Source organism: Streptomyces sp. NPDC056480 (assembly GCF_042795405.1).
GTDB lineage: Bacteria > Actinomycetota > Actinomycetes > Streptomycetales > Streptomycetaceae > Streptomyces.
In genome coordinates, this window is sequence record NZ_JBHTSA010000027.1 from 18354 (window position 1) to 39813 (window position 21460).

At 72.6% G+C, this 21460-nt stretch carries 25 protein-coding genes; 18 read left to right on the plus strand and 7 right to left on the minus strand.

Annotated features, from left to right (window positions below; translation table 11 throughout):
- Positions 1-5 precede the first annotated feature (5 nt).
- The 6 genes from ACFQ79_RS14835 to ACFQ79_RS14860 all read left to right on the plus strand — a co-directional run bounded on the left by ACFQ79_RS14835 (position 6) and on the right by ACFQ79_RS14860 (position 4272).
- Positions 6-1325 carry a hypothetical protein gene (locus tag ACFQ79_RS14835; RefSeq protein WP_383583046.1) on the plus strand — a complete coding sequence of 440 codons (1320 nt, stop codon included), beginning with the start codon at positions 6-8 and terminating at the stop codon, positions 1323-1325.
- Between the two features lie 103 nt (positions 1326-1428).
- A complete protein-coding gene (locus tag ACFQ79_RS14840) occupies positions 1429-2115 on the plus strand; it encodes a DUF2993 domain-containing protein (protein WP_383583049.1) in 687 nt (228 codons plus the stop codon).
- Positions 2116-2443: 328 nt separating this feature from the next.
- Positions 2444-2524, plus strand: a complete 81-nt coding sequence (locus ACFQ79_RS14845) for a putative leader peptide (protein ID WP_350497993.1) — start codon at positions 2444-2446, stop codon at positions 2522-2524.
- 204 nt (positions 2525-2728) lie between these two features.
- Positions 2729-3574 carry a sulfurtransferase gene (locus ACFQ79_RS14850; protein WP_073911714.1) on the plus strand — a complete coding sequence of 282 codons (846 nt, stop codon included), beginning with the start codon at positions 2729-2731 and terminating at the stop codon, positions 3572-3574.
- 49 nt (positions 3575-3623) lie between these two features.
- Positions 3624-3911, plus strand: coding sequence for a DUF1416 domain-containing protein (locus ACFQ79_RS14855; protein ID WP_015035121.1), 288 nt, complete (start codon positions 3624-3626; stop codon positions 3909-3911).
- A gap of 97 nt (positions 3912-4008) precedes the next feature.
- Positions 4009-4272, plus strand: coding sequence for a DUF3099 domain-containing protein (locus ACFQ79_RS14860; RefSeq protein ID WP_073911713.1), 264 nt, complete (start codon positions 4009-4011; stop codon positions 4270-4272).
- Between the two features lie 13 nt (positions 4273-4285).
- Here the strand turns inward: ACFQ79_RS14860 and ACFQ79_RS14865 are convergent, their stop codons facing one another.
- Positions 4286-4651 carry a DsrE family protein gene (locus tag ACFQ79_RS14865; RefSeq protein ID WP_383583052.1) on the minus strand — a complete coding sequence of 122 codons (366 nt, stop codon included), beginning with the start codon at positions 4649-4651 and terminating at the stop codon, positions 4286-4288.
- A 235-nt stretch (positions 4652-4886) separates the two neighbouring features.
- Between ACFQ79_RS14865 and ACFQ79_RS14870 the strand changes: the two genes are divergently transcribed.
- From ACFQ79_RS14870 to ACFQ79_RS14895, 6 genes are all read left to right on the plus strand, one after another.
- The gene (locus ACFQ79_RS14870) at positions 4887-5699 is read left to right on the plus strand and encodes a hypothetical protein (RefSeq protein WP_383583055.1); all 813 of its coding nucleotides are present in this window, start codon (positions 4887-4889) and stop codon (positions 5697-5699) included.
- A 17-nt stretch (positions 5700-5716) separates the two neighbouring features.
- The gene (locus ACFQ79_RS14875; RefSeq protein WP_383583057.1) at positions 5717-6577 is read left to right on the plus strand and encodes a hypothetical protein; all 861 of its coding nucleotides are present in this window, start codon (positions 5717-5719) and stop codon (positions 6575-6577) included.
- A complete protein-coding gene (locus tag ACFQ79_RS14880; RefSeq protein ID WP_383583059.1) occupies positions 6574-7461 on the plus strand; it encodes a hypothetical protein in 888 nt (295 codons plus the stop codon). Before ACFQ79_RS14875 ends, ACFQ79_RS14880 begins: the two co-directional genes overlap by 4 nt.
- A gap of 238 nt (positions 7462-7699) precedes the next feature.
- Positions 7700-8272, plus strand: a complete 573-nt coding sequence (locus tag ACFQ79_RS14885) for an FABP family protein (RefSeq protein WP_073911706.1) — start codon at positions 7700-7702, stop codon at positions 8270-8272.
- 71 nt (positions 8273-8343) lie between these two features.
- Positions 8344-8781 carry a Fur family transcriptional regulator gene (locus ACFQ79_RS14890; RefSeq protein WP_055600541.1) on the plus strand — a complete coding sequence of 146 codons (438 nt, stop codon included), beginning with the start codon at positions 8344-8346 and terminating at the stop codon, positions 8779-8781.
- Between the two features lie 9 nt (positions 8782-8790).
- Positions 8791-9771: a YgfZ/GcvT domain-containing protein gene (locus ACFQ79_RS14895; protein WP_383583062.1), complete on the plus strand. Its 981-nt coding sequence runs from the start codon at positions 8791-8793 to the stop codon at positions 9769-9771.
- A 29-nt stretch (positions 9772-9800) separates the two neighbouring features.
- Here ACFQ79_RS14895 and dtd read toward each other — a convergent pair whose 3' ends face one another.
- Complete coding sequence (gene dtd, locus ACFQ79_RS14900; RefSeq protein WP_383583065.1) at positions 9801-10226, minus strand: D-aminoacyl-tRNA deacylase; 426 nt, start codon at positions 10224-10226, stop codon at positions 9801-9803.
- Between the two features lie 139 nt (positions 10227-10365).
- Here dtd and ACFQ79_RS14905 point away from each other — a divergent pair, with 139 nt between their 5' ends.
- Both ACFQ79_RS14905 and ACFQ79_RS14910 read left to right on the plus strand, forming a co-directional pair.
- Positions 10366-10986: an ABC transporter substrate-binding protein gene (locus tag ACFQ79_RS14905; RefSeq protein ID WP_355964376.1), complete on the plus strand. Its 621-nt coding sequence runs from the start codon at positions 10366-10368 to the stop codon at positions 10984-10986.
- 185 nt (positions 10987-11171) lie between these two features.
- A complete protein-coding gene (locus ACFQ79_RS14910; protein ID WP_383583069.1) occupies positions 11172-12416 on the plus strand; it encodes a GNAT family N-acetyltransferase in 1245 nt (414 codons plus the stop codon).
- Between the two features lie 32 nt (positions 12417-12448).
- Here ACFQ79_RS14910 and ACFQ79_RS14915 read toward each other — a convergent pair whose 3' ends face one another.
- Both ACFQ79_RS14915 and ACFQ79_RS14920 read right to left on the minus strand, forming a co-directional pair.
- Positions 12449-13204: an ABC transporter permease gene (locus tag ACFQ79_RS14915; protein WP_383583072.1), complete on the minus strand. Its 756-nt coding sequence runs from the start codon at positions 13202-13204 to the stop codon at positions 12449-12451.
- Positions 13197-14144, minus strand: coding sequence for an ATP-binding cassette domain-containing protein (locus tag ACFQ79_RS14920; RefSeq protein ID WP_383583074.1), 948 nt, complete (start codon positions 14142-14144; stop codon positions 13197-13199). Before ACFQ79_RS14920 ends, ACFQ79_RS14915 begins: the two co-directional genes overlap by 8 nt.
- A 126-nt stretch (positions 14145-14270) precedes the next feature.
- Between ACFQ79_RS14920 and ACFQ79_RS14925 the strand changes: the two genes are divergently transcribed.
- The 3 genes from ACFQ79_RS14925 to ACFQ79_RS14935 all read left to right on the plus strand — a co-directional run bounded on the left by ACFQ79_RS14925 (position 14271) and on the right by ACFQ79_RS14935 (position 17757).
- Positions 14271-15047 carry a TetR/AcrR family transcriptional regulator gene (locus ACFQ79_RS14925; RefSeq protein ID WP_383583077.1) on the plus strand — a complete coding sequence of 259 codons (777 nt, stop codon included), beginning with the start codon at positions 14271-14273 and terminating at the stop codon, positions 15045-15047.
- Positions 15044-15688, plus strand: a complete 645-nt coding sequence (locus ACFQ79_RS14930; protein ID WP_383583079.1) for a TetR/AcrR family transcriptional regulator — start codon at positions 15044-15046, stop codon at positions 15686-15688. Before ACFQ79_RS14925 ends, ACFQ79_RS14930 begins: the two co-directional genes overlap by 4 nt.
- A 65-nt stretch (positions 15689-15753) precedes the next feature.
- The gene (locus tag ACFQ79_RS14935) at positions 15754-17757 is read left to right on the plus strand and encodes a HelD family protein (RefSeq protein WP_383583081.1); all 2004 of its coding nucleotides are present in this window, start codon (positions 15754-15756) and stop codon (positions 17755-17757) included.
- On the opposite strand, the gene ACFQ79_RS14940 is transcribed toward ACFQ79_RS14935, so the two are convergent.
- The 3 genes from ACFQ79_RS14940 to ACFQ79_RS14950 form a co-directional block, all read right to left on the minus strand.
- Positions 17669-18676, minus strand: a complete 1008-nt coding sequence (locus ACFQ79_RS14940; RefSeq protein WP_383583083.1) for a helix-turn-helix transcriptional regulator — start codon at positions 18674-18676, stop codon at positions 17669-17671. The two genes, ACFQ79_RS14935 and ACFQ79_RS14940, sit on opposite strands and share 89 nt — an antisense overlap.
- Positions 18673-20127 (minus strand): MFS transporter, encoded by a 1455-nt coding sequence (locus tag ACFQ79_RS14945; RefSeq protein ID WP_383583172.1) that lies wholly within the window; start codon positions 20125-20127, stop codon positions 18673-18675. Before ACFQ79_RS14945 ends, ACFQ79_RS14940 begins: the two co-directional genes overlap by 4 nt.
- 188 nt (positions 20128-20315) lie before the next feature.
- A complete protein-coding gene (locus tag ACFQ79_RS14950; protein WP_383583086.1) occupies positions 20316-20801 on the minus strand; it encodes a MarR family winged helix-turn-helix transcriptional regulator in 486 nt (161 codons plus the stop codon).
- Between the two features lie 85 nt (positions 20802-20886).
- On the opposite strand from ACFQ79_RS14950, the gene ACFQ79_RS14955 reads away from it, so the two are divergent.
- A complete protein-coding gene (locus ACFQ79_RS14955) occupies positions 20887-21366 on the plus strand; it encodes a hypothetical protein (protein ID WP_383583088.1) in 480 nt (159 codons plus the stop codon).
- Positions 21367-21460: the final 94 nt, after the last annotated feature.

The following is a 21460-nucleotide window of genomic DNA, read 5'->3' on the forward strand; positions in this document are numbered from 1 at the left end:
AGAGCATGAGCAACGACCAGTACTACGGCGGTCAGCAGTACGACCCGTACGCGAACGGGAACGGGAACGGGACCGGGACCGGGACCGGGAACGGTCACCAGGAGCAGCAGGGCCCCGACGTCACCCAGACGTGGGAGGGCCAGACCTGGGACACCCAGTTCCAGCCGGCCGTCACGTACGAGCAGGTCCAGGCCGACCGGGCACAGGCCGCGCAGGTCCAGCAGGGCTACCCGCAGCAGTCTCACCAGCCGCACCAGCCCCAGCAGCAGTCGTACGAGGCGTACGCGTCGAGCCAGGCCTCGTACGAGTCGTACGGGACCCCCGCCGGGTACTACACGGAGCCGCAGCAGCAGCAGCAGCAGCCGCAACCGCAGCACCAGCAGCAGCAGCAGCACGAGCAGCAGCAGGCACAGCCGCACCACCAGCCTCAGCCGGTGGCGGCCCCTGCCCCTGCCCCCGCCGCTGCCTCCGTCTCCGGACCCGTCGCGGAGCCCGTTCCGGCGCCGCACGCGCCCTCCGGCGAGGCGGGTCCCGGCTGGTCCTCGCCGACCACCTCCGGCAACACCCGGATCACCGACGCCCAGCGCGCCCGCGCCGAGGGCCGCTCGCCGATCATCGCGCCGGGGATGCAGCCCGCCGCGCTGACCGCCGTCCTCGGACTGCTGCTCGCCGGCGGCGCCGCCCTCGGGACGTACGGGCTCCTCGTCCCGCTCGTGCTGCTCCAGGCCCTCACCGCCGCCGGCTGGTTCCGGCTCAACGGCATGTGGCCCGCCCGCCAGGGCATCGCCCTCGCCTTCGCCGGCGGCCTCGCCGCCGACGCGGTCCTGCTCGTCACCGGACGGGAGAACGCGGCCGCCGCGATCTTCGGCACGCTCGGCGTCTGGGTGCTGCTCTGCCTGGTCCTCCAGCTGCGCAGTCACGCCGACCCGGACGAGCGCATGTACGGCCTGATGGCCACCATCGCCTCGGCGGCGCTCACCGTCGTCGCCACCGGACACCTTGGCGCCGACCCGGACGCGGTCGTCGTCGGCGGGGTCGCGGTCGCCGCGGCCGTTCTCGCCCGGGCGCTCCCGCTGCCCGGACCCGTCTCCCTGATCGCCGCACTCCTTGCCTCGGCGGGCGCGGGGATCGCGGCCGGCGGTCTCACCGACCTGGGCTCCGCCGGTGCGCTGCTCGGCCTCGGGGCCGGGGCCTGCGCGCTGGTCGGCCTGCGGGCGGCGAGCTACGACTACCCGTCCCGCTTCGTGCACATGACGGCCGGTGTCGCGCTGCCGCTGACGGCCGCCGCGCCCGCCGTCTACCTGCTGGGCAGGGCTCTGGTCTGACCGCTCCCGGGCACGGGGCGGGAACCAACCGGCCCCCCGACGCGTCGATCTTCGTGTCGGGGGGCCGGAACACATCCATTTCCAGCGGGGGGACGCACAGCGCATGCGAGCACTGCGGATTCTGTTGATCGTGGCCGTCGTGCTGGGCGGGGTCCTGGTGGGGATCGACCGGCTGGCCGTGGCGTACGCCGAGGACGAGGCGGCGGGCCGGGTGAAGCTCTCCTCGGCGAAGAGCGACGCCGTCGAGGTCGACATCAAGGGCTTCCCGTTCCTGACCCAGGTGGCGGCCAAGCGGCTCGACGAGGTCGACGTCCGGCTGACCGGCGTCACCGCGACGGCGGGCGACAAGAACATCCGGGTCGGCGAGCTGAACGTGGCGCTGCGGGACGTGACCGTGACCGGTGACTGGTCGGGTGCGAAGGCGGGTTCCGCGAGCGGGACGGCCCTCGTGTCGTACGCGGACCTCACGGCCGCCTCGGACCGCGAGGCCGTCGTCGCCTACGGCGGCAACGGCAAGGTGAAGGTGACCGGCGGCGTGAAGGTGATGGGCCGCACCCTGACCCGTACGGTCCTCTCCACGGTGACCGTGGTGAACGGCGACACGATCCGCGTCCGCGCCGACGAGGTGCCCGGCGAGGGCATCCCCGGCATCGAGGACCTGGTCCGCGAGCGCACCGACTTCGACCGGTCGATCGGCGCGATCGCCGGGATGAAGGTGGAGAAGGTCGAGCCGAGGCCGGACGGCCTCGCCATCTCGGTGACCGGCAGGGACGTGGTCCTGGCGGGCTGACGGCCAGGAGAGCGGGCCGGGCCCGCCGAGCCGCCCAGGCCTGCCGAGCCGCTCAGGCCTGCCGAGCCGCCCAGGCATGCCGGGCCGCCGAGCCTGTCCGGCAGCCCCGGCCGGGCGCCCGAGCCGCCCGGCAGGCCATCCCGCGCGTACCCGTTGGTCACATGCTGAGACATTGCTGTCCGACCAGCAGAATCAGAGCCGGACGGCCCGGTACGGAGACGTCCGGAGTCCTCTCGCACCCTCACCGCGTCTCGCATCTCGGACGATCGCGTCTCAAAATACGACACACCGGTGACACGGCCGCCTGTCCGTCCCTACGATCGAGGGCATGAAGCGACAGGCGGATCTCACGAAGCGGCGGGCAGTAGACCTGTGCCGCGTCGCCGCCATGCTCTGTCGCTCCGTCTGAGCGGGACTCACCACTCCCGTATTCCTCAGGCCCTCCGACCGAGGTCGGGGCCGCCCCGTGGAGACGCACGCACGTCCGTCACGCACGTCCGCTTGCCCGACACGTCCCTGACACGTCACCCGACGAGCCGCCCGCGACGAGGCGTACCGCACCACATCGCACACCCGCACCACACCGCCGCACACTGCCCCGGAGGAGAACAGCATGGCTCGCAGCGACGTCCTGGTCGACGCGGACTGGGTCGAGGCCAACCTCGACAACCCGCAGGTCGCCATCGTCGAGGTGGACGAGGACACCTCGGCCTACGAGAAGAACCACATCCGCAACGCCATCCGTATCGACTGGACCCAGGACCTGCAGGACCCGGTCCGCCGCGACTTCATCGACCAGGAGGGCTTCGAGAAGCTCCTCTCGGCGAAGGGCATCGCGAACGACACCACGGTCGTCCTCTACGGCGGCAACAACAACTGGTTCGCCTCCTACGCCTACTGGTACTTCAAGCTCTACGGCCACCAGGACGTGAAGCTCCTCGACGGCGGCCGCAAGAAGTGGGAGCTCGACTCCCGCGACCTGGTCGACGGCTCCGCCGTCCCGGCCCGTCCGGCCACGGAGTACAAGGCCAAGGCCCAGGACTCCTCGATCCGCGCCTTCCGCGACGACGTCGTGGCCGCGATCGGCGCCCAGAACCTGGTCGACGTCCGCTCGCCCGACGAGTTCTCCGGCAAGCTGCTCGCCCCGGCGCACCTCCCGCAGGAGCAGTCGCAGCGCCCCGGCCACGTGCCGAGCGCCCGCAACATCCCGTGGTCGAAGAACGCCAACGACGACGGCACGTTCAAGTCGGACGACGAGCTCAAGGCCCTCTACGAGGACGAGCAGGTCGATCTGGCGAAGGACACCATCGCCTACTGCCGCATCGGTGAGCGCTCCGCGCTCACGTGGTTCGTCCTGCACGAGCTGCTCGAGGTCACGAACGTCAAGAACTACGACGGCTCCTGGACCGAGTACGGCTCCCTCGTCGGCGTGCCGATCGAGCTCGGCGCCAACAAGTAACCCCGGACCCTCCCTCCTCCGGACCCCTCGACCGTAAGGACAGAACGACATGTGTGGAGCGCAGCCCGGCGGCCCCGACGCCTCGACGATCAAGCCCGGTGAGACCACCATCCAGGGCTTCGTGACCAAGGACGGCCAGCCCGTCACGGGTTACGTCCGTCTCCTGGACTCGACCGGCGAGTTCACGGCCGAGGTCCCGACCTCCGCCACCGGCCAGTTCCGTTTCTACGCGGCCGAGGGCACGTGGACCGTCCGCGCCCTGGTCCCCGGCGGCACCGCCGACCGTCAGGTCGTGGCGCAGCACGGTGGCCTCGCGGAGGTCGCCATCGCGGTCTGATCCGCGACACCGAACCGGCCGAAGGGCCGTGCCTCCTGGGGGGTTGGACGCCGTTTCCAGGACTTGAGGCACGGCCCTTCGGTCGTACCCTGAAGGTGTGTACGCACGACGTCGCCACGTCTATTTCTGGATGATGGGCGCCTGCCTGCTGCTCTTCGTGGGCGCCTGGGCCGTCGTGCGCCTCTTCTCGATGCCGGTGGCCATCGGGATGTGCGTGGTCGCCATGGTCATCCCCCCGGTCGCCGCGATGGTCGCGAACCGCCGGGGCCCCGAGGACCGCTGGTGGGACGACCCCTCGGGCGACCCGAAGTCGGACGAGTGGTGGGACGAGCTGGACGGCAAGAAGCGCCGGGAGCCCTGACCGGGCCGACCCCCTAGTAGACGAGCGCCTGCGTCTCGTCCGCCATCGCCTCCTGGACGAAGAGCTGGGCGCCGGCGATGCGGAAGCCCTCCAGGAGGTCCTTCTCCTCGATGTCACGGCGGGCCGCGCACTGCGTGCAGACCGTGATGCGGCCGCCGGCCGCCACGATCCCGTCGATCAGGTCCGGGAGCGGCGCGGCGTGCGGGAGTTCGAACTCGGCGGCGCGGCCGGGGAGGGCGAACCACGAGGATTCGCCGGTCAGCCAGAGTGAGACCTCGACGCCGCTGGCGGCGGCCACGGCGGCGACGGTGAAGGCCTGGGAGCAGCGTTCGGGGGCCTCGGCCCCCGCGGTCACCTTGATCACGAGCTTCTTCGGCATATGCCGAACTGTAATGCGCGGCGCCGCAACCCCCGGTGTCCCCCGTGTGTCTGGTGGGTGCGCGGATGACGGAATCCGTGCTTCAGGTCTCGTGGGGGGACTCTTGAGCAACGAAGAAAGCACCCGAAATCCCGAAACGGCACCTCCGCCGACCCCGGAACCGGGAACGGAAACCGCGCCTCCGGCCGTGTCGCGGGACACGGCGGAGGATGTGGCTCCGGTCACAGGGGCGGTCGTGCCGGAAGCCGGGCCGGCCGCGGGCCCCGTCGCGGAGCGGGTCGCGCCGTCGGCAGCGGACCCGGTCGTGCCGGCCGCCGCCGTACGGCCCCGCCGCCGCGGGCTCCGTACCGTCGGACTGATCGCCGTCGCCGCCGCCATCGGCCTCGTCGGCGGCACGGCCGTCGGCTACGGCATCCAGGCGGAACGCGAACCGACCGCACTGCCGCCCCTGAACCAGCCGGGCCTCGCGTACCCCGCGAAGGCGCTTCCCGAGGGGCAGAAGACGAAGCTCCCGGCCTCGGAGGACCTCCGGGCGAAGGCGGAGGGCGACCTGCGGAAGCTGCTGCTGCCGAAGCCGGCCGGGGCGAGGAAGTCCGAGTTCGCCGATGTCGACGGCTGGCTGCGGGTGTCCACGTTCGCCTCGCAGTTCAACAGGCCGGGCAACGCTCTCGACGACCTGCTGGAGACGGGCATCCGGCGGGTCGCGGCCACGTCCTGGGCGGCGGGCGAGTACAAGGAGACCGAGATCCGGCTGGTCCAGTACCGCGCCGGCGACGTCCTCGGCGCGCAGGAGTTCGTCGAGGAGCAGCAGGCCTACATGCCGGAGGAGGACTTCGCCGAGAGCGAGGGCACGGAGCTCAAGGGCTCCGCCAACGGCCGCTTCTACGTCTTCCCGGTGCGGAAGAAGGCCGGCTACCTCGACATGTACGAGGCCAGGGCCTACTTCTACCGCGGTGACATCGCCGTGGAGATCTTCGTCATCGACACCAGGAAGATCTCCGCGAAGGACATCCGTTCGCTGGCCGAGCGACAGCTGGGGCGCCTGTGAGTGAGGACCGGAACGACGTGACCGAACCCGTGACCGAACTCGTGACCGAACCCGCGGTCGGACCCGTGACCGAACCCGCGGCCGATGTGGTGACCGGAGCCGAGCCGGTGGTGAACCGGGGTGCCCGCAGGGTCCTGCTCCGTGTCGTCCTGCCCTCCGTGCTGGTCCTCGGCCTGATCGGCGGCGGCGTCACCTACACCGCGCTCACCGCCTCCTCCGCCGACCGCACCGCGCCGACGACGGTATGGGGCTCGACCGAGGAGACCGTGCAGGACAAGGACCCGGCCGCCCCGCTGGCGCGCGGCAAGGCCGGAACGCCGCTGAGCAAGCTCCTCCTGCCCCTCCCGGAGGGGTACGAGTTCGGCCCCGACGAGGAGCTGTACGGCAACGACGGCGAGCTCGGCGCCGCGGAGGCCACCGCCCTGATGAAGCAGTCGGGCGAGGGCCTCTCCGGGAAGAAGCGCCGCACCTTCGAGAAGAACGTGGACAAGCTCGGCATCCAGGGCATCGGTGTCCGCTCCTTCGCGGACCTGAACAACGACGTCGTGGTCTCCGTGGAGCTGGCGCGGATGAAGGACAAGAAGCGGATCAAGGACAGTTACCGGCTGCGCAAGGAGGTCATGGAGTTCCTGGAGTTCCCGAAGGGACCCAAGGTGAAGGACCACCGGAACGCCGTCTGCTACCTGGCGCCCGTCGACGAGTCGCTGGACAAGAAGGAGCGCGCCGCGGCGCTGGAGGAGATGTTCTGCCTCGCGTACGACTCCGAGGTCTTCGTCACCGTCAAGGCAGCCGGTGCCAAGCCGTTCGACAGGGCGCGGGTGGCGAAGCTGCTGACGCAGCAGCTCGACCACATCGCATCCCCGGGGGAGTACGTATGACCGAGCAGACCCTGACCCAGCCCGGGGCCGAGCCCCAGCCCGGGGCCGAGCCCCAGCCCGGGCCCCAGCCCCAGGCCGCCGCCCCGGCGCAGGTCCAGGCCCCTGACCTCGTGCCGGAGAAGCCGAAGAAGTCCCGCCGGCCGCTGCTCCTGGGCATCGCCCGCTGGACCGCCGCCGTGCTCGTCCTCGGCGGTGTCGGCACCGGTACGGCCATGGGGATCACCGCCATGGAGCGCACCGAGGTGCCGGGACTCGCGACCGAGTCCGACGGCCGCTGGGAGTACCCGAGGCTCGCCCTTCCGGCGCTGCCCGCGGACGCCCTGCGTCCGTACACCGAGGGCAACGACGGCGAGGTCCACCACGCCGACCTCCGGCAGTTGCTGCTGCCCGCACCGAAGGGCGCCACGGTCGACCCGAAGCTCAAGGGCGGCTGGGTCGGACTCGACACGTACCTCGCGCACTTCCACGCCGACGACCGGGGCGCGGTGAAGGAGGCCCTGGCCGAGTCCGCGCTGCGGCACGTCGCGGCCCGCGGCTGGACGATGCCGGACGGCACGTCCACCCGTGTGTACCTGATGAGGTTCACGTCGGTCGCGTTCGCGGAGGCGTTCAAGGACGACGTCCTGGACACGGGCACGCGCGGCAGCCGGCTCCCGGCCGGCGTCGACGGCGAGACGCTGGACTCCTCCCTGAAGGACGCCCGTCTCCCGTTCCTGTCGCTGTACTCCTTCGACGAACGGAAGCCCTACGGGCCCGAGCAGACGCGGTGGGCCTACATCCAGGCCGGTGACACGCTCGGCCTGGTCGTCCAGTCCCGCAAGGGCGCGGCGCTCACCGTCCCGTTCCAGCAGACGGTCGTGCTGCAGGCCCAGCTGCTGAGCTGATCATCGGCGAGACCCACCTCACCGAGTGGGCCGGGTCCCCGCCCACTAAGCTGGGGTCCGGCCCGTTCCGCCTTCACCGCTCAGTCGAGGAGCACCCTGTGATCATCTTCTTCGAAATCCTCCTGGTCCTGGTCGCCGTCGGCGTGATCGCCTTCGCCGGTCTGGCCGTGAAGAAGCTGTACCAGGGCCAGCGCTAATCCTTCTCGCCAACCACTTCTAGAGAACGCCAGAGCTGCTCATGATCGAGATCCCGTCCGACCTCAACCCGGACCTCGTCCCCCTCGCGTTCCTGCTCGGCACGTGGGAGGGCGCGGGCGTCTCCGACTTCCCCGGCGCCGAGAAGTGCAACTTCGGGCAGTCCGTGACCTTCAGCCACGACGGCCGGGACTTCCTCGAGTACACGTCCCACTCCTGGGTCCTGGACAACGAGGGCAACAAGGTCCGTCCGCTGGAGAGCGAGAGCGGCTACTGGCGCATCGACAAGGACCGCAAGGTCGAGGTCGTCATGGTCCGCGACCAGGGCATCGTCGAGATCTGGTACGGCGAGCTCGCCGACCAGAAGCCGCAGATCGACCTGGCCACGGACGCCGTCGCCCGTACCGCGGCCTCGGGCCCGTACGCCGGTGGCAAGCGTCTCTACGGCTACGTCAAGAGCGACCTCATGTGGGTGGGCGAGAAGGCGACCCCCGAGGTCCCGCTGCGGCCGTACATGTCGGCGCACCTGAAGAAGGTCGTGACGCCGGAAGAGGTCGCGGACATGGCCCGCAACCTCGGCGACCTGCCGGACGACGGCATCGCCTTCTTCCGCTAGAAGCCCGCGGGATCCCTCCGGATCCCGCCGGAACCTGGGGCGGAGCGCCGCGCCCTCCTACACTGGGGGGCGTGGTGAGCACCGACTGGAAAAGCGACCTGCGGCAGCGCGGCTATCGGCTGACGCCGCAGCGTCAGCTCGTCCTGGAGGCGGTCGACGCACTCGAACACGCGACGCCCGACGACATCCTCGTCGAGGTCCGCAGGACCGCGTCCGGGGTGAACATCTCCACCGTCTACCGGACCCTGGAGCTCCTGGAGGAGCTCGGTCTGGTGAGCCACGCCCATCTGGGCCACGGGGCTCCGACGTACCACCTCGCCGACCGGCACCACCATCTGCACCTGGTGTGCCGGGACTGCTCCGAGGTGATCGAGGCGGACGTCGAGGTCGCCGCCGAGTTCACCGGGAAGCTCCGCGAGACCTTCGGCTTCGAGACCGACATGAAGCACTTCGCCATCTTCGGGCGGTGCGCGGACTGCACGCGGAAGGCGCTGGACAGCGAGTCGTAGGCTTGCCCCATGCAGCGACATTCAACGACCAGCCCTCTGCTGTCCCTGCCCGGCGCCGTCGCCGCGGAAGGCCGCGACGAAGGTGTCGCCGCGCACTACGGCGACCTGTTCCGTGAGCAGCGCACCCTCGCCGACGGACGCGGTTTCGTCGACCTCTCGCACCGCGGTGTCGTCGCCGTCACCGGTGACGACCGGCTGAGCTGGCTGCACCTGCTCGTCACCCAGCACATGACCGACCTCGCGCCCGGACGTGCCACCGAGGCGCTGATCCTCTCCGCGAACGGGCACATCGAACACGCCCTGTACCTCGTCGACGACGGCGAGACGGTCTGGGCCCACGTCGAGCCGGGGACGCGCGAGGAGCTCGTCGCGTACCTGGAGTCGATGAAGTTCTTCTACCGGGTCGAGGTCGCCGACCGCACGGACGACATCGCCGTCGTCCACCTGCCGGCCGGCTCCATCGCCGAGGTGCCCGAGGGAGTCGTCGTACGGGAGACCCCGCACGGCCGCGACCTCTTCCTGCCCCGAGCCGACCTGGAGTCCTTCGGGGCCTCGCACGGCCCGGCCGCCGGCATCCTCGCGTACGAGGCGCTCCGCGTCGAGGCGCACCGGCCCCGGCTCGGTTTCGAGACCGACCACCGGACCATCCCGCACGAGGTCGGCCTCATCGGCAGCGCCGTCCACCTCCAGAAGGGCTGCTACCGGGGCCAGGAGACCGTCGCCCGGGTGCAGAACCTGGGGAAGCCGCCGCGTCGCCTGGTCTTCCTGCACCTGGACGGCAGCGAGGTGCTGCTGCCCGGGCACGGCACCCCGCTCCGGCTCGCCGCCGACGGCGAGGAGGGCCGCCAGCTCGGCTTCGTGACCAGCTCCGTCCGCCACCACGAGCTGGGGCCGATCGCCCTGGCCCTGGTGAAGCGGAACGTGCCGGTGGACGCCCCGCTGATCGCCGGGACGACGGCGGCCGCGCAGGAGACCGTCGTCGAGCCGTAGCGCCGCCGGGGGCGTCGCTCAGCCCTCCGTCAGACCTCCAGGAGCACCGTGAACGGGCCGTGATTCGTGAGCGAGACGCGCATGTCCGCTCCGAACCGGCCCGTCTCCACGTGCGCGCCCAGTTCGCGCAGCCGGGCCACGACCTCGTCCACGAGGGGCTCGGCCACCGGGCCGGGCGCGGCCGCGTTCCAGGTGGGTCGGCGGCCCTTGCGCGCGTCCCCGTAGAGCGTGAACTGGGAGATGACGAGCAGCGGCGCGTTCACGTCCGAGCACGACTTCTCGTCCTCCAGTACCCGGACGGACCAGAGCTTTCTGGCCAATTGGGCGGCCTTCTCCGGGGTGTCGTCGTGGGTCACCCCGACCAGCACGCACAAGCCCTCGCCGCTGATCTCACCGACGGTCTCCCCTGCGACGACGACACTCGCGCCGTCCACCCTCTGCACCACTGCACGCATACGCCCCAACCTACCGAGTGGCACCCAGTCCGACGGATGAGGGGCCGAACGGGTGCAGAGCGCCTGCACGTGCCCATGCATGAGTGGCACGATGCGTGTCAGGCGGTGCGGCTCCGCACCGGTCGAGGGGACGATTCTCATGAGTGCACCTGGCACAGGGCCGACGCCGTCCGGCCCCGTACCGCTGATCCGCGCCGGAACCAGGGGCGGTGGACCGGGCGGAGGCCCGGCCTCGCGCCCACCCGTCCAGAGGACCGCCGAACCCGCCCTGCCGGACCGGACCCAGCCCGAGCTCGGTGCGCTGCGGCTGCCCGAGCTGCGTGCGCTGCGCCGGGAGGCGCAGAGCGACGAGGCCGACCTGAGCTACGTGCGCCGGATGCTCCAGGGCCGGATCGACATCCTGCGGGCCGAGCTGGCGCGGCGGACCGACCCGGAGGCGCCGGTCCTCGACCGGCTCTCCGAGATCCTCGCCGACGTGCCCTCGCGGCACCGCTCGTCGGCCCGGCACGTGACGCTGTCGACGCCGCGCAGCGAGGAGTACCGGCGGCTCGCGTCCGAGATGCTGTCGGAGGTCGAGCTGTCGGACCTCACGGCCCGGACGGACGACGAGCTGCACGCGGGGATGGGGCGGCTCGCCGGGTACGAGCAGCAGATCTCCCGGCGCCGGCAGCACCTCCAGCGGACCGCCGACGACTGCAGCGCCGAGATCGCCCGCCGCTACCGGGAGGGCGAGGCACAGGTCGACGACCTGCTGGCGTGAGCCGAGGGGACGGAGCGGCCGCGAAGGCCAGGCCGCCGGGCTGCTGAGGGCGTCGGGTCGCTGAGGCCGCCGGGTCGTTGGTCCGCCGGGTCGCTGAGGGCGTCGGGCGGTTGTTCCGCCGGGCCGTTGAGGGCGCCCGGGAAACTCGGGTGCGGGTGCGACGGGGCCGTGCGTAGGGTCGAAGGATGACTGTCGACGTACGCGCGGTGACGGAGTCCGAGTTCCCCGACTGGCAGCGCGCCCTGCGCACCGGGTTCCTCAACACGCCCGTCGTGTCCGAGGAGGTGGTCGCCGACCGGCTGCCGCACCTCGACCTCGCCCGGACGCTCGGGGCCTACGACCGCGGCCGGACCGTCGCGACCTTCCGGTCCTTCCGGCAGGAGGTCAGCACGGTCGGCGGCGGCAGCCTCACCGCCGACGCGATCACCCAGGTCACCGTCGCCCCGACGCACCGCAGGCGCGGACTGCTCAGCCGGATGATGGGCGCCGACCTGGCCGCCGCGAAGGAGCGCGGCGACGCGATCGCCACCCTGATCGCCGCCGAGTACCCGATCTACGGGCGATACGGTTTCGGCCCGGCGAGCTCGACCGCCGCGTGGAGCGTGGACGTCGGCCGGACCGGTCTCGACCCGCGCCGTTCGGGCCGCCCCGAGGACGGTGGCCGGATCGATCTGACCGACGCCGACGAGATCCGCAAGGTCGGCCCCGAGGTGTACGGCCGGCTGGGTCTGGTCCGCGCCGGGGTCACCGACCGCACCCCGCGCGGCTGGGACGTCGGCACCGGTCGTGCCGTGTCGGATGGGCCGTGGCAGGAGCCCTACTACGCGGTGTACCGGGCGGAGTCCGGCGAGGTCGAGGGGTACGTGGCCTATACGGCCGACGACAAGTGGGACGACGCCAAGCAGCCGATGAACACGGCGACCGTGCGGGACCTGATCGCCGTCACCCCGGCCGCCGAGCGCGCGCTCTGGCACTACCTCTGCTCCGTCGACTGGATCACCACGGTCCGCTCCGGCTACCGGGCGCCCGACGACCCGCTGCCGCTGCTGCTGCCGGACCCGCGCGCGGCGAAGCTGCTGACGTACGCGGACATGCTGTGGGTCCGGGTGCTCGACGTCGTCCGGGTCCTGGAGGGCCGGACGTACCCGGTGACGGACGGTCTGGTGCTCGACCTGCGGGACGGGGGCGGGTTCGCCGGCGGGCGCTACCGGCTCGACGCCTCCCCGGACGGCGTCTCCTGTGTCCGTACGGACGGGTCCGCCGATCTCGCCTTCGACATCGCCGAGTTGGGCGTGCTCGCCTTCGGTGACGAGTCGGCGGTACGGCTCACCCGGCTCGGGCGCGTCGAGGAGCTGACGGCCGGCGCGGCCGCCCGCGCCGACCTGCTGTTCCGTACGCCGCTGCGGCCCTTCTCGCCCGACATCTTCTGACGCCCGGCCTCTTCCGGGGCCTCCCCGTCTCGTCACCGGGTCCGGAACCGGAAAAGGAACCCGGACGCGGCGACCGCGAGGGTCAGCAGGCCCGCGCACCAACCCAGCGCGATCCAGGGCGAGTCGCCGACCGGCCGGTCGAGCAGCAGGCCCCGCATCGACTCGATCAGCGGGGTCACCGGCTGGTGTTCGGCGAAGCCGTGCAGCCAGCTCGGCATCGTGTCGATCGGCACGAACGCGCTGCTCGGGTAGGGCAGGAACATCATGAAGAACGTCACCGCGCCGGCCGCCTCCGCCGTTCTGGTGACGAGCCCGATCGCCGCCGACAGCCACGACACGGCGGTGATGTAGGCGAGCAGCAGCCCGATCGCCGCGAGCCAGCCGCCCGGTGAGGCGGTCGGGCGGAAGCCGATGACGAAGGCGGCGCCGAGGACGAGCGTCGTGGAGAGGGCGTTCCGGGTGACGGCGGCGGCGACGTGCCCCGCGAGGAACGGGGTCCCGCCGATGTCGAGGGTGCGGAACCGGTCGACGATCCCGAGCCGCATGTCCTCGCTGACGGAGAGGGCGGTGCTCGCCGCGCCGAACCCGGCGCAGAGGACGAGCACGCCGGGGACGACGTAGGTGACGTACCGGGTGCCGGTGTCGATGGCTCCGCCGAAGAAGTAGACGAAGACCAGCATCAGCATGATCGGCAGCATCATCGAGGTGATGACGGCGTCGAGGTTGCGGCGGCTGAGGCGGATGCCGCGCCCGGCGAGGGTGCTCGCGGCGGTGAGCGTGTCAGACATGGGCGGGCTCCTTCTCGGCGGTGAGAGTCAGGAAGACGTCGTCGAGCGTGGCCGTGTGCAGGCCGAAGCGGGCGATGTCCCGGCGCCCGGGGTCGAGCGCGTCGAGCAGCTCCCGCACGTGGGCGGCGCTGCCGTCGGTGGGGACGGCGAGCGTGCGGTTCCCGGGGTCGTGGGTCGCCGTGGGGCCCGTCCGGTCGGTGAGCCGTGCGTAGCTCTCCTCGTCGGCCGCCGTGATGTCGAGGCGGTGGGCGGCGTACCGGGCCTTGAGTTCGGCGGGGGTGCCCTCGGCGAGGGTGCGGCCCCGGCCGAGGACCGCGATCCGGTCGGCGAGCCGGTCCGCCTCCTCCAGGTACTGGGTGGTGAGGAAGACCGTCGTACCGGCGTCGGAGAGTTCGCGGACGGCCTGCCACAGTTCCCGGCGGCTGCGCGGGTCGAGTCCGGTGGTGGGTTCGTCGAGGAACATCACCCGGGTCGCGCCGGGGTCGCGGACGAGACCGGCGGCGAGGTCCAGGCGGCGGCGCATGCCGCCCGAGTAGGTCTTCGTGAGGCGGCCGCCGGCCTCGGTGAGCCCGAAGCGGTCGAGGAGTTCGGCGGAGCGGCGGGCGGCGGCGGGGCGGGAGAGGCCGGAGAGCCGGGCCGCCGTCCAGAGGTTCTCGGCGCCGGTCTGGGTCTCGTCGACGGCGGCGAACTGCCCGGTGAGGCTGATCGCCCGGCGGACCCGGGAGCGTGCGGTGACGACGTCGTGCCCGGCCACGCGCGCGTGGCCGGCGTCGGGCGTGGTGAGGGTGGCGAGGATGCGGACGGTCGTGGTCTTGCCGGCGCCGTTGGGGCCGAGGAGGGCGAAGACGGTGCCGTGCGGGACGTGGAGGTCGAGGGCGTCGAGGACGCGGAGGTCTCCGTAGGTCTTGGTCAGGCCGGTGGCTTCGATGGCCGGAGGCATGGGTGCTCCCTGGGCGTGTGGGCGGCTGGGGGTGCCTTGTTCCGTACTGCGTATGCAGTACGCGTTACTGTGTAAGGGTTACGCATTACTAGGATGGACGTCAAGCGTGCGAGGTGGAGGCGGGTCATGGCGGACGACGGCGGCAGTGGCGGCGAGGGTGACGGCGGGACGTTTCTGCCGCCGAGCATCGAGGCGGCCTGGGGGCTGCGGGAGCGCCCCTCGAAGGGCCCCAAGCCCGGCCTGACCCTGGACCGGATCGTCGGCGCGGCCGTCGCCCTCGCCTCGTCCGAGGGTCTCGGCGCCGTCTCCATGGGCCGGGTCGCCAAGGAGCTGGGCGCCTCGACGATGTCCCTCTACCGGTACGTCTCCGCCAAGAGCGAGCTGTACGTCCTCATGCAGGAGGCCGCCACCGGAGCCCCGCCCGAGCTCTTCCCGCCCGGCACCCACTGGCGCGAGGCCGTGGAGGCCTGGGCGTGGGCGCTGCGCGAGGTCTACCACCACAACCTCTGGATGCTGCGGGTCCCCGTCTCGGGCCCGCCCGCGACCCCGAACGCGGTCGCCTGGTGGGAGAAGGGCCTCGTCGCCATGGAGGGCACCGGTCTCGACGCCGGCTCCAAGATCTCGGTGATCCTGCTGGTCAGCGGCTTCGTACGGAGCGAGGCCCTGGTCACGGCCGACCTCGCCTCGGTCATCGCCTCGGCCGGGGCGGGCCCGGAGGAGGTGCTCGCCCGGTACAGCCGCACCCTGCGGCGGCTCGCCGACCCGGAGAGGTATCCGGAGGTGGCGCGGTTGCTGGACTCGGGCGTGATGGACGTCGCCGACGAACCCGATGTCGAGTTCCGCTTCGGTCTGGCCCGGATCCTGGACGGGGTCGCCGTGCTGCTGGAAGGGCGTGCCGCGTGAGTGCCGAAGCCGCGGCGACCCCCGGGCTGCGGGAGCGGAAGAAGGAGCGGACCCGGCAGGCCCTGTCGGACGCGGCCGTCGCGCTCTTCCTGGAGCGGGGCTTCGACGCCGTCTCCGTCGCGGAGGTGGCGGCCGCCGCCGAGGTCTCCAAGCCGACCCTCTTCCGGTACTTCCCGGCCAAGGAGGACCTGGTCCTGCACCGGTTCGCCGATCACGAGGACGAGTCGGCCCGGGTGGTGACCGCGGGCCGCCGTGCCGGTACGGCCCCGCTCGACGCGCTGTCCGCGCATCTGCTCGACGGTCTCGCACGGCGCGACCCGGTCACCGGGCTCTGTGATCACCCTTCGGTCCTTGCGTACCTCCGGCTGCTCTACGGCACGCCGGCCCTGGTCGGCCGTCTCCACGCGTACCGGGTGCGGTCGGAGACGGCCCTCGCGGACGCGCTGGCGGCCGGTGCCTCCGAGGGTGACCCGCTCCTCGCGCGGCTCGCCGCCGGGCAGATCGTGACCGTGCTCCGGGTCCTCGCGGAGGAGAACACGGCCAGGATCGCGGCCGGGGAGACGGCAGGCGCGGTGGAGGCGGACGCGGTGGCGGCGGCGGGGCTGGCGTTCCGGGCGTTGCGGGAGGGGCTCCCGTACTAGGGGCGCAGCTCGCGGAGACAAGTAAAAAATGTAACTCAGTAACGTTTTCCATTAGGCTTGTCGGAATGACGTCACTGGACCTCGAGCTCGCCCGCGAACGCTCCCACCACGACGCCTGCCGCGCCGCCCTGGCCCGCATGACCGAGGACGTCGCCGAACAGGTCGTCACCGGCGAGGACACCGCCGCGTCCGGCGCGGACGCCGAGGCGCTCGGCCGCCATCTGCGCAGTCGCGCCAAGGAGATGCGGGAACAGCCGCCGGGGCCGCTGTTCTTCGGGCGCCTCGACCTCGACGACGGTCAGGTCCACCACATCGGGCGCCGCCGGATCGGCGAGGACCCGGCCGCCCCGCCGCTCGTCGTCGACTGGCGCGCGCCCGTCTCCCGCGCCTACTACCAGGCGGGCGCCCGCGACCCGCAGGGCGTGCTCCGGCGCCGCCGCTTCGGCTGGGCCCCGTACAGCAAGGGCGCCTCTGAGGATCTGACCGCGCTCGAGGACGAACGGCTCACGGCGGGCGGGGAGGTGACCGTCAGCGCGCTGCTCGCCGGGGAGATCGAGCGCCCCAGGGTGGGCCCGATGCGGGACATCGCGGCCACCATCCAGCCCGAGCAGGACGACCTCGTACGCTCCGACCCGGCCGCCTCCCTGTGTGTGCAGGGCGCGCCCGGCACCGGCAAGACCGCCGTGGGCCTGCACCGGGCCGCGTATCTCCTCTACACCCATCCGCAGCGGATCCGGCGTTCCGGTCTGCTCGTCCTCGGCCCGCACCGCGCGTTCCTCTCGTACATCTCCGAGGTGCTGCCCTCGCTCGGCGAGACCGGTGTGCGCCAGGCCACCCTCGACGACGAGATCGCCCGCCACCCGGTCCGCGCCGAGGACGGCGAGGCGGCGGCCCGGGTCAAGCACGACGCCCGGATGGCGGAGGTGCTGCACCGCGCGCTGTACGGCAGGGTCGACCCGGCACCCGCGGAGGACCTCGCGGTGCCGGACGGCTCGTACCACTGGCGGCTGCCGGCCGCGCAGCTCGCCGCGATCGTCGCGGACGTACGGGAGGAGGCGCCGCCCTACGCGACGGGCCGCGAGCGGGTCCGCGCCCGCGTCGTGCGGGCCCTCCAGCTCCGGGCCGAGCGCCGGTGGGGTCCCATGGGCGCGGCCTGGGCGCGGCGGATCGAGCGGGCGCGGCCGGTGACGGCGTTCCTCGACGCGTGCTGGCCGAAGGCGACCCCGGAGGAGGTGCTCGCGGGCCTGCTCGCAGACCCCTCCGACCCCGCCCTGACGGCGGCCGAGCGGGCGGCGATCCGCTGGGACCGGCCGCCGCGCTCGTACCGCTCGGCGCGCTGGACCGCCGCCGACCTCGTGCTCCTCGACGAGCTCGCGGGGCTGATCGAGCGGCCCGAGAGCTACGGCCATGTCGTCGTCGACGAGGCCCAGGACCTCTCGCCCATGGAGTGCCGGGCGATCGCACGCCGTACCGGGTTCGGCTCGCTCACCGTGCTCGGGGACCTCGCCCAGGGCACCACCCCGTGGGCGGCCCGCGACTGGCGCGAGCAGCTGGCCCACCTGGGCAAGAGCGGGGCGCCCGTCGTGCCGCTGACCCTCGGCTACCGGGTCCCGGCGGCGATCGTGGACCTGGCCAACCGGCTCCTGCCGCACCTGGGCGCGGACGTACCGGCGGGCCGTTCCGTCCGGAGGGACGGCGAGGTGACGGTCACCCGGACGACGGACCGGCTCGATCTGCCCGGCGCGACGGCCGAGGCCGTCCGCGAGGCGCTGGCGGCGGAGGGGTCGGTCGGGGTGATCACGGCCGACGGACTGGTGGGCCCGGTGGCGGAGGCCGTACGGGAGTGCCGGGCGGACGACCGGGTGACCGTGCTGCCCGCGACGGTCGTGAAGGGCCTGGAGTTCGACCATGTCGTCGTGGTCGAACCGGCCGCGATCGTGGCGGCCGAGGCGCGCGGCCCGAACCGGCTGTACGTGGCGCTCACGCGGGCGGTGTCACGGCTGACCCTGGTGCACGAGGCGGAGCTTCCGGAGTGCCTGGCGGCGTCGACCGCCCGTAGAGCAGGGTGAGTTCGGCTCCGACGCGGGCGAGGGCCGTACGCGCCTCCGGCGGGTCGAGGAGTTCCACGCGGCCGCCGAGGCCGGCCAGCCGGGCGGCGACCACCTCGGGGGAGGGCCCGTCGGCCTCGAACGGCGCCCAGCCGTCCGCGCCGCGTTCCCCGTACCGTATCCGCCCGCCGAGCAGGCTCTCCAGGACCGGCTCCGTGCCGGGGGCGGCCCGGCCCCGTACCGTCGCGGCGACCATCCGGTCCTCCATGCGGGCGGCGAGGGTGCGCCAGGCGGTGGGCAGATCGAAGCCTTCGGGGCGTACGGCGGGGGCGCCGGTCTCGGTGACGGAGGTGACGCGGCCGATCCGGAAGGTCCGCAGGCCGTGCTCGGTGTCGGCGACGAGGTAGCGGACCCCGGACTTCGCGGCGATGCCGAGCGGCTGGACGGTGCGCTCGCGGGGTTCCCGGCCGGGGCGGGCATAGCCGATCCTGACCTCTCTCGCGTCGACCACCGCCCGCTGGAGCGGGGCGAGCCGGACCTCCTCCGTCTCCGCGCCCGTCCAGTCGGTGCCGTCGGAGACACCCGCGCGGGCCGCCGCCTCGGCGCCTTCCCGGAGGGTCGCGGGGAGGGCCCGTACGAGCTTCCGCAGGGCGGTCCGGGTCCGGGGGTCGGCGTCGGCGTCGGGTCCGGTCAGGAGGAAGAGCGCGCGGATCTCGGGTGCGGTGAGGCCGCTCAGGTCGGTACGGGCTCCGCCGACGAGGGACCAGCCGCCGCCCTGGCCCGCCTGCGAGTACACCGGGATCCCGGAGCTCGCGAGAGCTTCGAGATCCCGGCGTGCGGTGCGCTCGGACACGTCCAGTTCCGCGGCCAGTTCGGCGGCGGTGACGCGCTGCCGGGTCTGGAGGAAGAGCAGGGCGGCGACGAGTCGGTCGGCTCTCATGCCGCCATTGTCGCGGGGGACTCGCTCTCGTTCTTCGCCGTGGTCCTCGTCGCCTGCCCGGTCTTCCTCGTCCGCTCCCGCCTGCCCGGGGTGCCCGGCGTTTCCGGCGTCCCGGGGCGGCGCAGGACGGTGAAGGCGATGGCCAGGGCGGCGAGCAGGAGACCGGCGCCGACGGCGAAGGCCAGGTGGTAGCCGCCGGTCAGGGCCTCGGCGGCGGGGCGGCCGGCCGCGGTGAGCGACTCGGTGCGGGTGGCGGCCAGGGTGGAGAGGACCGCGATGCCGAGGGCCATGCCGATCTGCTGGGTGGTGTTGAAGAGGCCGGAGGCCAGGCCCGCGTCCTTCTCCTCGGCGCCCGACATGGCGAGCGACGTGAGGGCGGGGAGCGCCAGGCCGAAGCCTGCGGCGAGCAGCATCACGGGGAGGAGATCGGTGACGTAGGAGGCGTGGACGGGGACGCGGGCCAGCAGGCCGAGGACCCCGACGAGCAGGACGAGGCCGGTGAGCAGGACGTTCCGCTCGCCGAAGCGGGCGATGAGACGGGCCGAGACGCCGAGGGAGACGGCGCCGATCACAGCCGCCGCGGGCAGCATCGCGAGACCCGTCTCGGCGGCCCCGTACCCGAGGACCTTCTGCAGGTAGAGCGCGACGAGGATCTGGAAGGAGAAGAGCGCGGCGACCATGAGCATCTGGACGGCGTTGGCGCCGGAGACGCTGCGCGAGCGGAGGATCCGCAGCGGCATGAGCGGGTTCGCGGTCTTCGCCTGGCGGACGAGGAAGCCGGTCAGGAGGGCGAGTGCGAGGGCCCCGAGGCCGAGGGTGTGCGCCGAACCTGCCCCGTACTCCTCGATCTTGACGACGGCGTAGATCCCGGTCATGAGGCCGCTCGTGACGAGCACCGCGCCGAGGACGTCGGCGCCGGCCCCGAGTCCGAGGCCCCGGTCGGAGGGGAGGGCGCGGAGGGCCACGAGGAGGGTGGCGAGGCCGATGGGCAGGTTGATGAAGAAGATCCAGTTCCAGGTGAGGGCGTCGGTGAGGATGCCGCCGAGGACCTGGCCGAGGGAGGCGCCGGCGGCGCCGGTGAAGCTGAACACGGCGATGGCGCGGGCCCGTTCGCGCGGCACGGTGAAGAGCGTGACGAGGATGCCGAGGCCGACGGCGGACGACATCGCGCTGCCGACGCCCTGGAGGAAGCGGGCGGCGATGAGGACGCCGGGGGAGGCGGCGACTCCGGCGAGGAGCGAGGCGGCGGTGAAGATCCCGGTGCCCGCGAGGAACATCCGCTTGCGGCCGATCAGGTCGCCGAGGCGGCCGGCGAGGAGGAGGAGCGAGCCGAAGGCGATCAGATAGGCGTTGACGACCCAGCTGAGGCCGACGGGGGTGAACCCGAGGTCGCTCTGGATGGCGGGCATCGCGACGGTGACGATGCTGCCGTCGAGGATCGTCATGAGCATGCCGGTGGCGAGGACGCCGAGGGCGAGCCGTCGCGAGGGGGTGCGTGTGGGTGTGGGTGCGGAGGGCGTGGGCACGGGGATCACTCCTGTTCGGTGGAGCCGACAGGAGTGACGTTAGCAGAAGGTTTTGTTGCAGACTATTTTTTACGGAACGAGTGGTCCGGTCCTGAGGCCCTCCGGTGGCCGGCTCAGCCGCGCTGGCGGGCCCGGCGGGCCGGTCGCGGGCTCTCGATCGGGGTCTCCAGGTGGCCGGTGACCAGCAGGTTCAGGGCTTTCAGCAGGGCGGCGCGGGCGTCGTCGGGCAGGGAGGCGAGGGCGCTCTCGTGGACCCCGTCGACGATCCTCTGGCTCTCCATGGCGACCTCGGCCCCCGCCTCGGTCACGGCGATGATCCGCGCACGCCGGTCGGTGCTCGACGGCCGCCGCTCGGCGAGCCCGGCCTTCTCCAGGGCGTCGACGGTGACGACCATGGTCGTCTTGTCCATGTCCCCGATCTCCGCGAGCTGCGCCTGGGTGCGCTCCTCCTCCAGGGCGTGGACGAGGACGCAGTGCATCCGGGGGGTGAGCCCGATCGCGTCGAGCGCGGCGGTCATCCGGGTCCGCAAGGCGTGACTGGTGTGGTCGAGGAGGTAGGAGAGGTCGGGCTCGGTGCGGGTGGGCGCCATGGCTGTCATGCCTGCAAGGGTAACGAGGATCGATCCGTCGCGGATTATCGCGAAGTGGACGAATGGGGGGCGGCCGTCCGGCCAGGATGGACCCATGACGACCCCCCTGCTCTTCCTGGACGTCGACGGCCCGCTGATCCCCTTCGGGGCGAGCGGGCGGGCGTACCCGACGTACGCACCGTCGCCGCCCCCGTCCGTGAGCCCCCTCCTCGCACGGCTCGACCCCGCGCAGGGACCGCGGCTCGCCGCGCTCCCGTACGCACTCGTCTGGGCGACGACCTGGGAGGACGACGCGAACGCCTGGGTCGCGCCGAGGCTCGGGCTTCCCGCGCTGCCCCTGGTCCGGTGGCCCGAGGACGGGCCCGAGCCTCCGTCGGGGGTGCACTGGAAGGTGCCGGGTCTCGTGGCGTGGGCCGGCGGGCGGCCCTTCGCCTGGGTCGACGACGAGATCGGCCCGGCCGACCGGGACTGGGTGGCCGCCCACCACCCCGGCCGCGCACTGCTCCACCGGGTGGACCCCCGGCAGGGCCTCACGGCGGCGGACTTCGGGACGCTCGCCGCCTGGGTGGGGTGACCTGCGTTCCAACAACCCCTCTCTCGGCGGGTGTTGGGTGATACGAGGGTCACCCCGCCGAGCTCTCGTGCCATCTGCCAGTACGGCGGGCGGG

Excerpts from the sequence above, each read along its gene's own strand:
- ACFQ79_RS14940 (WP_383583083.1), bottom strand. The coding sequence starts at position 18,676 with ATGAGAGCCGACCGACTCGTCGCCGCCCTGCTCTTCCTCCAGACCCGG.
- ACFQ79_RS14895 (WP_383583062.1), top strand. The coding sequence starts at position 8,791 with ATGCAGCGACATTCAACGACCAGCCCTCTGCTGTCCCTGCCCGGCGCC.
- ACFQ79_RS14845 (WP_350497993.1), top strand. The coding sequence starts at position 2,444 with ATGAAGCGACAGGCGGATCTCACGAAGCGGCGGGCAGTAGACCTGTGC.
- ACFQ79_RS14850 (WP_073911714.1), top strand. The coding sequence starts at position 2,729 with ATGGCTCGCAGCGACGTCCTGGTCGACGCGGACTGGGTCGAGGCCAAC.
- ACFQ79_RS14945 (WP_383583172.1), bottom strand. The coding sequence starts at position 20,127 with ATGCTCATGACGATCCTCGACGGCAGCATCGTCACCGTCGCGATGCCC.
- ACFQ79_RS14955 (WP_383583088.1), top strand. The coding sequence starts at position 20,887 with ATGACGACCCCCCTGCTCTTCCTGGACGTCGACGGCCCGCTGATCCCC.
- ACFQ79_RS14905 (WP_355964376.1), top strand. The coding sequence starts at position 10,366 with ATGAGTGCACCTGGCACAGGGCCGACGCCGTCCGGCCCCGTACCGCTG.
- ACFQ79_RS14950 (WP_383583086.1), bottom strand. The coding sequence starts at position 20,801 with ATGACAGCCATGGCGCCCACCCGCACCGAGCCCGACCTCTCCTACCTC.
- ACFQ79_RS14910 (WP_383583069.1), top strand. The coding sequence starts at position 11,172 with ATGACTGTCGACGTACGCGCGGTGACGGAGTCCGAGTTCCCCGACTGG.
- ACFQ79_RS14885 (WP_073911706.1), top strand. The coding sequence starts at position 7,700 with ATGATCGAGATCCCGTCCGACCTCAACCCGGACCTCGTCCCCCTCGCG.
- ACFQ79_RS14935 (WP_383583081.1), top strand. The coding sequence starts at position 15,754 with ATGACGTCACTGGACCTCGAGCTCGCCCGCGAACGCTCCCACCACGAC.
- ACFQ79_RS14865 (WP_383583052.1), bottom strand. The coding sequence starts at position 4,651 with ATGCCGAAGAAGCTCGTGATCAAGGTGACCGCGGGGGCCGAGGCCCCC.
- ACFQ79_RS14835 (WP_383583046.1), top strand. The coding sequence starts at position 6 with ATGAGCAACGACCAGTACTACGGCGGTCAGCAGTACGACCCGTACGCG.
- ACFQ79_RS14925 (WP_383583077.1), top strand. The coding sequence starts at position 14,271 with ATGGCGGACGACGGCGGCAGTGGCGGCGAGGGTGACGGCGGGACGTTT.
- dtd (WP_383583065.1), bottom strand. The coding sequence starts at position 10,226 with ATGCGTGCAGTGGTGCAGAGGGTGGACGGCGCGAGTGTCGTCGTCGCA.
- ACFQ79_RS14840 (WP_383583049.1), top strand. The coding sequence starts at position 1,429 with ATGCGAGCACTGCGGATTCTGTTGATCGTGGCCGTCGTGCTGGGCGGG.
- ACFQ79_RS14855 (WP_015035121.1), top strand. The coding sequence starts at position 3,624 with ATGTGTGGAGCGCAGCCCGGCGGCCCCGACGCCTCGACGATCAAGCCC.
- ACFQ79_RS14920 (WP_383583074.1), bottom strand. The coding sequence starts at position 14,144 with ATGCCTCCGGCCATCGAAGCCACCGGCCTGACCAAGACCTACGGAGAC.
- ACFQ79_RS14880 (WP_383583059.1), top strand. The coding sequence starts at position 6,574 with ATGACCGAGCAGACCCTGACCCAGCCCGGGGCCGAGCCCCAGCCCGGG.
- ACFQ79_RS14915 (WP_383583072.1), bottom strand. The coding sequence starts at position 13,204 with ATGTCTGACACGCTCACCGCCGCGAGCACCCTCGCCGGGCGCGGCATC.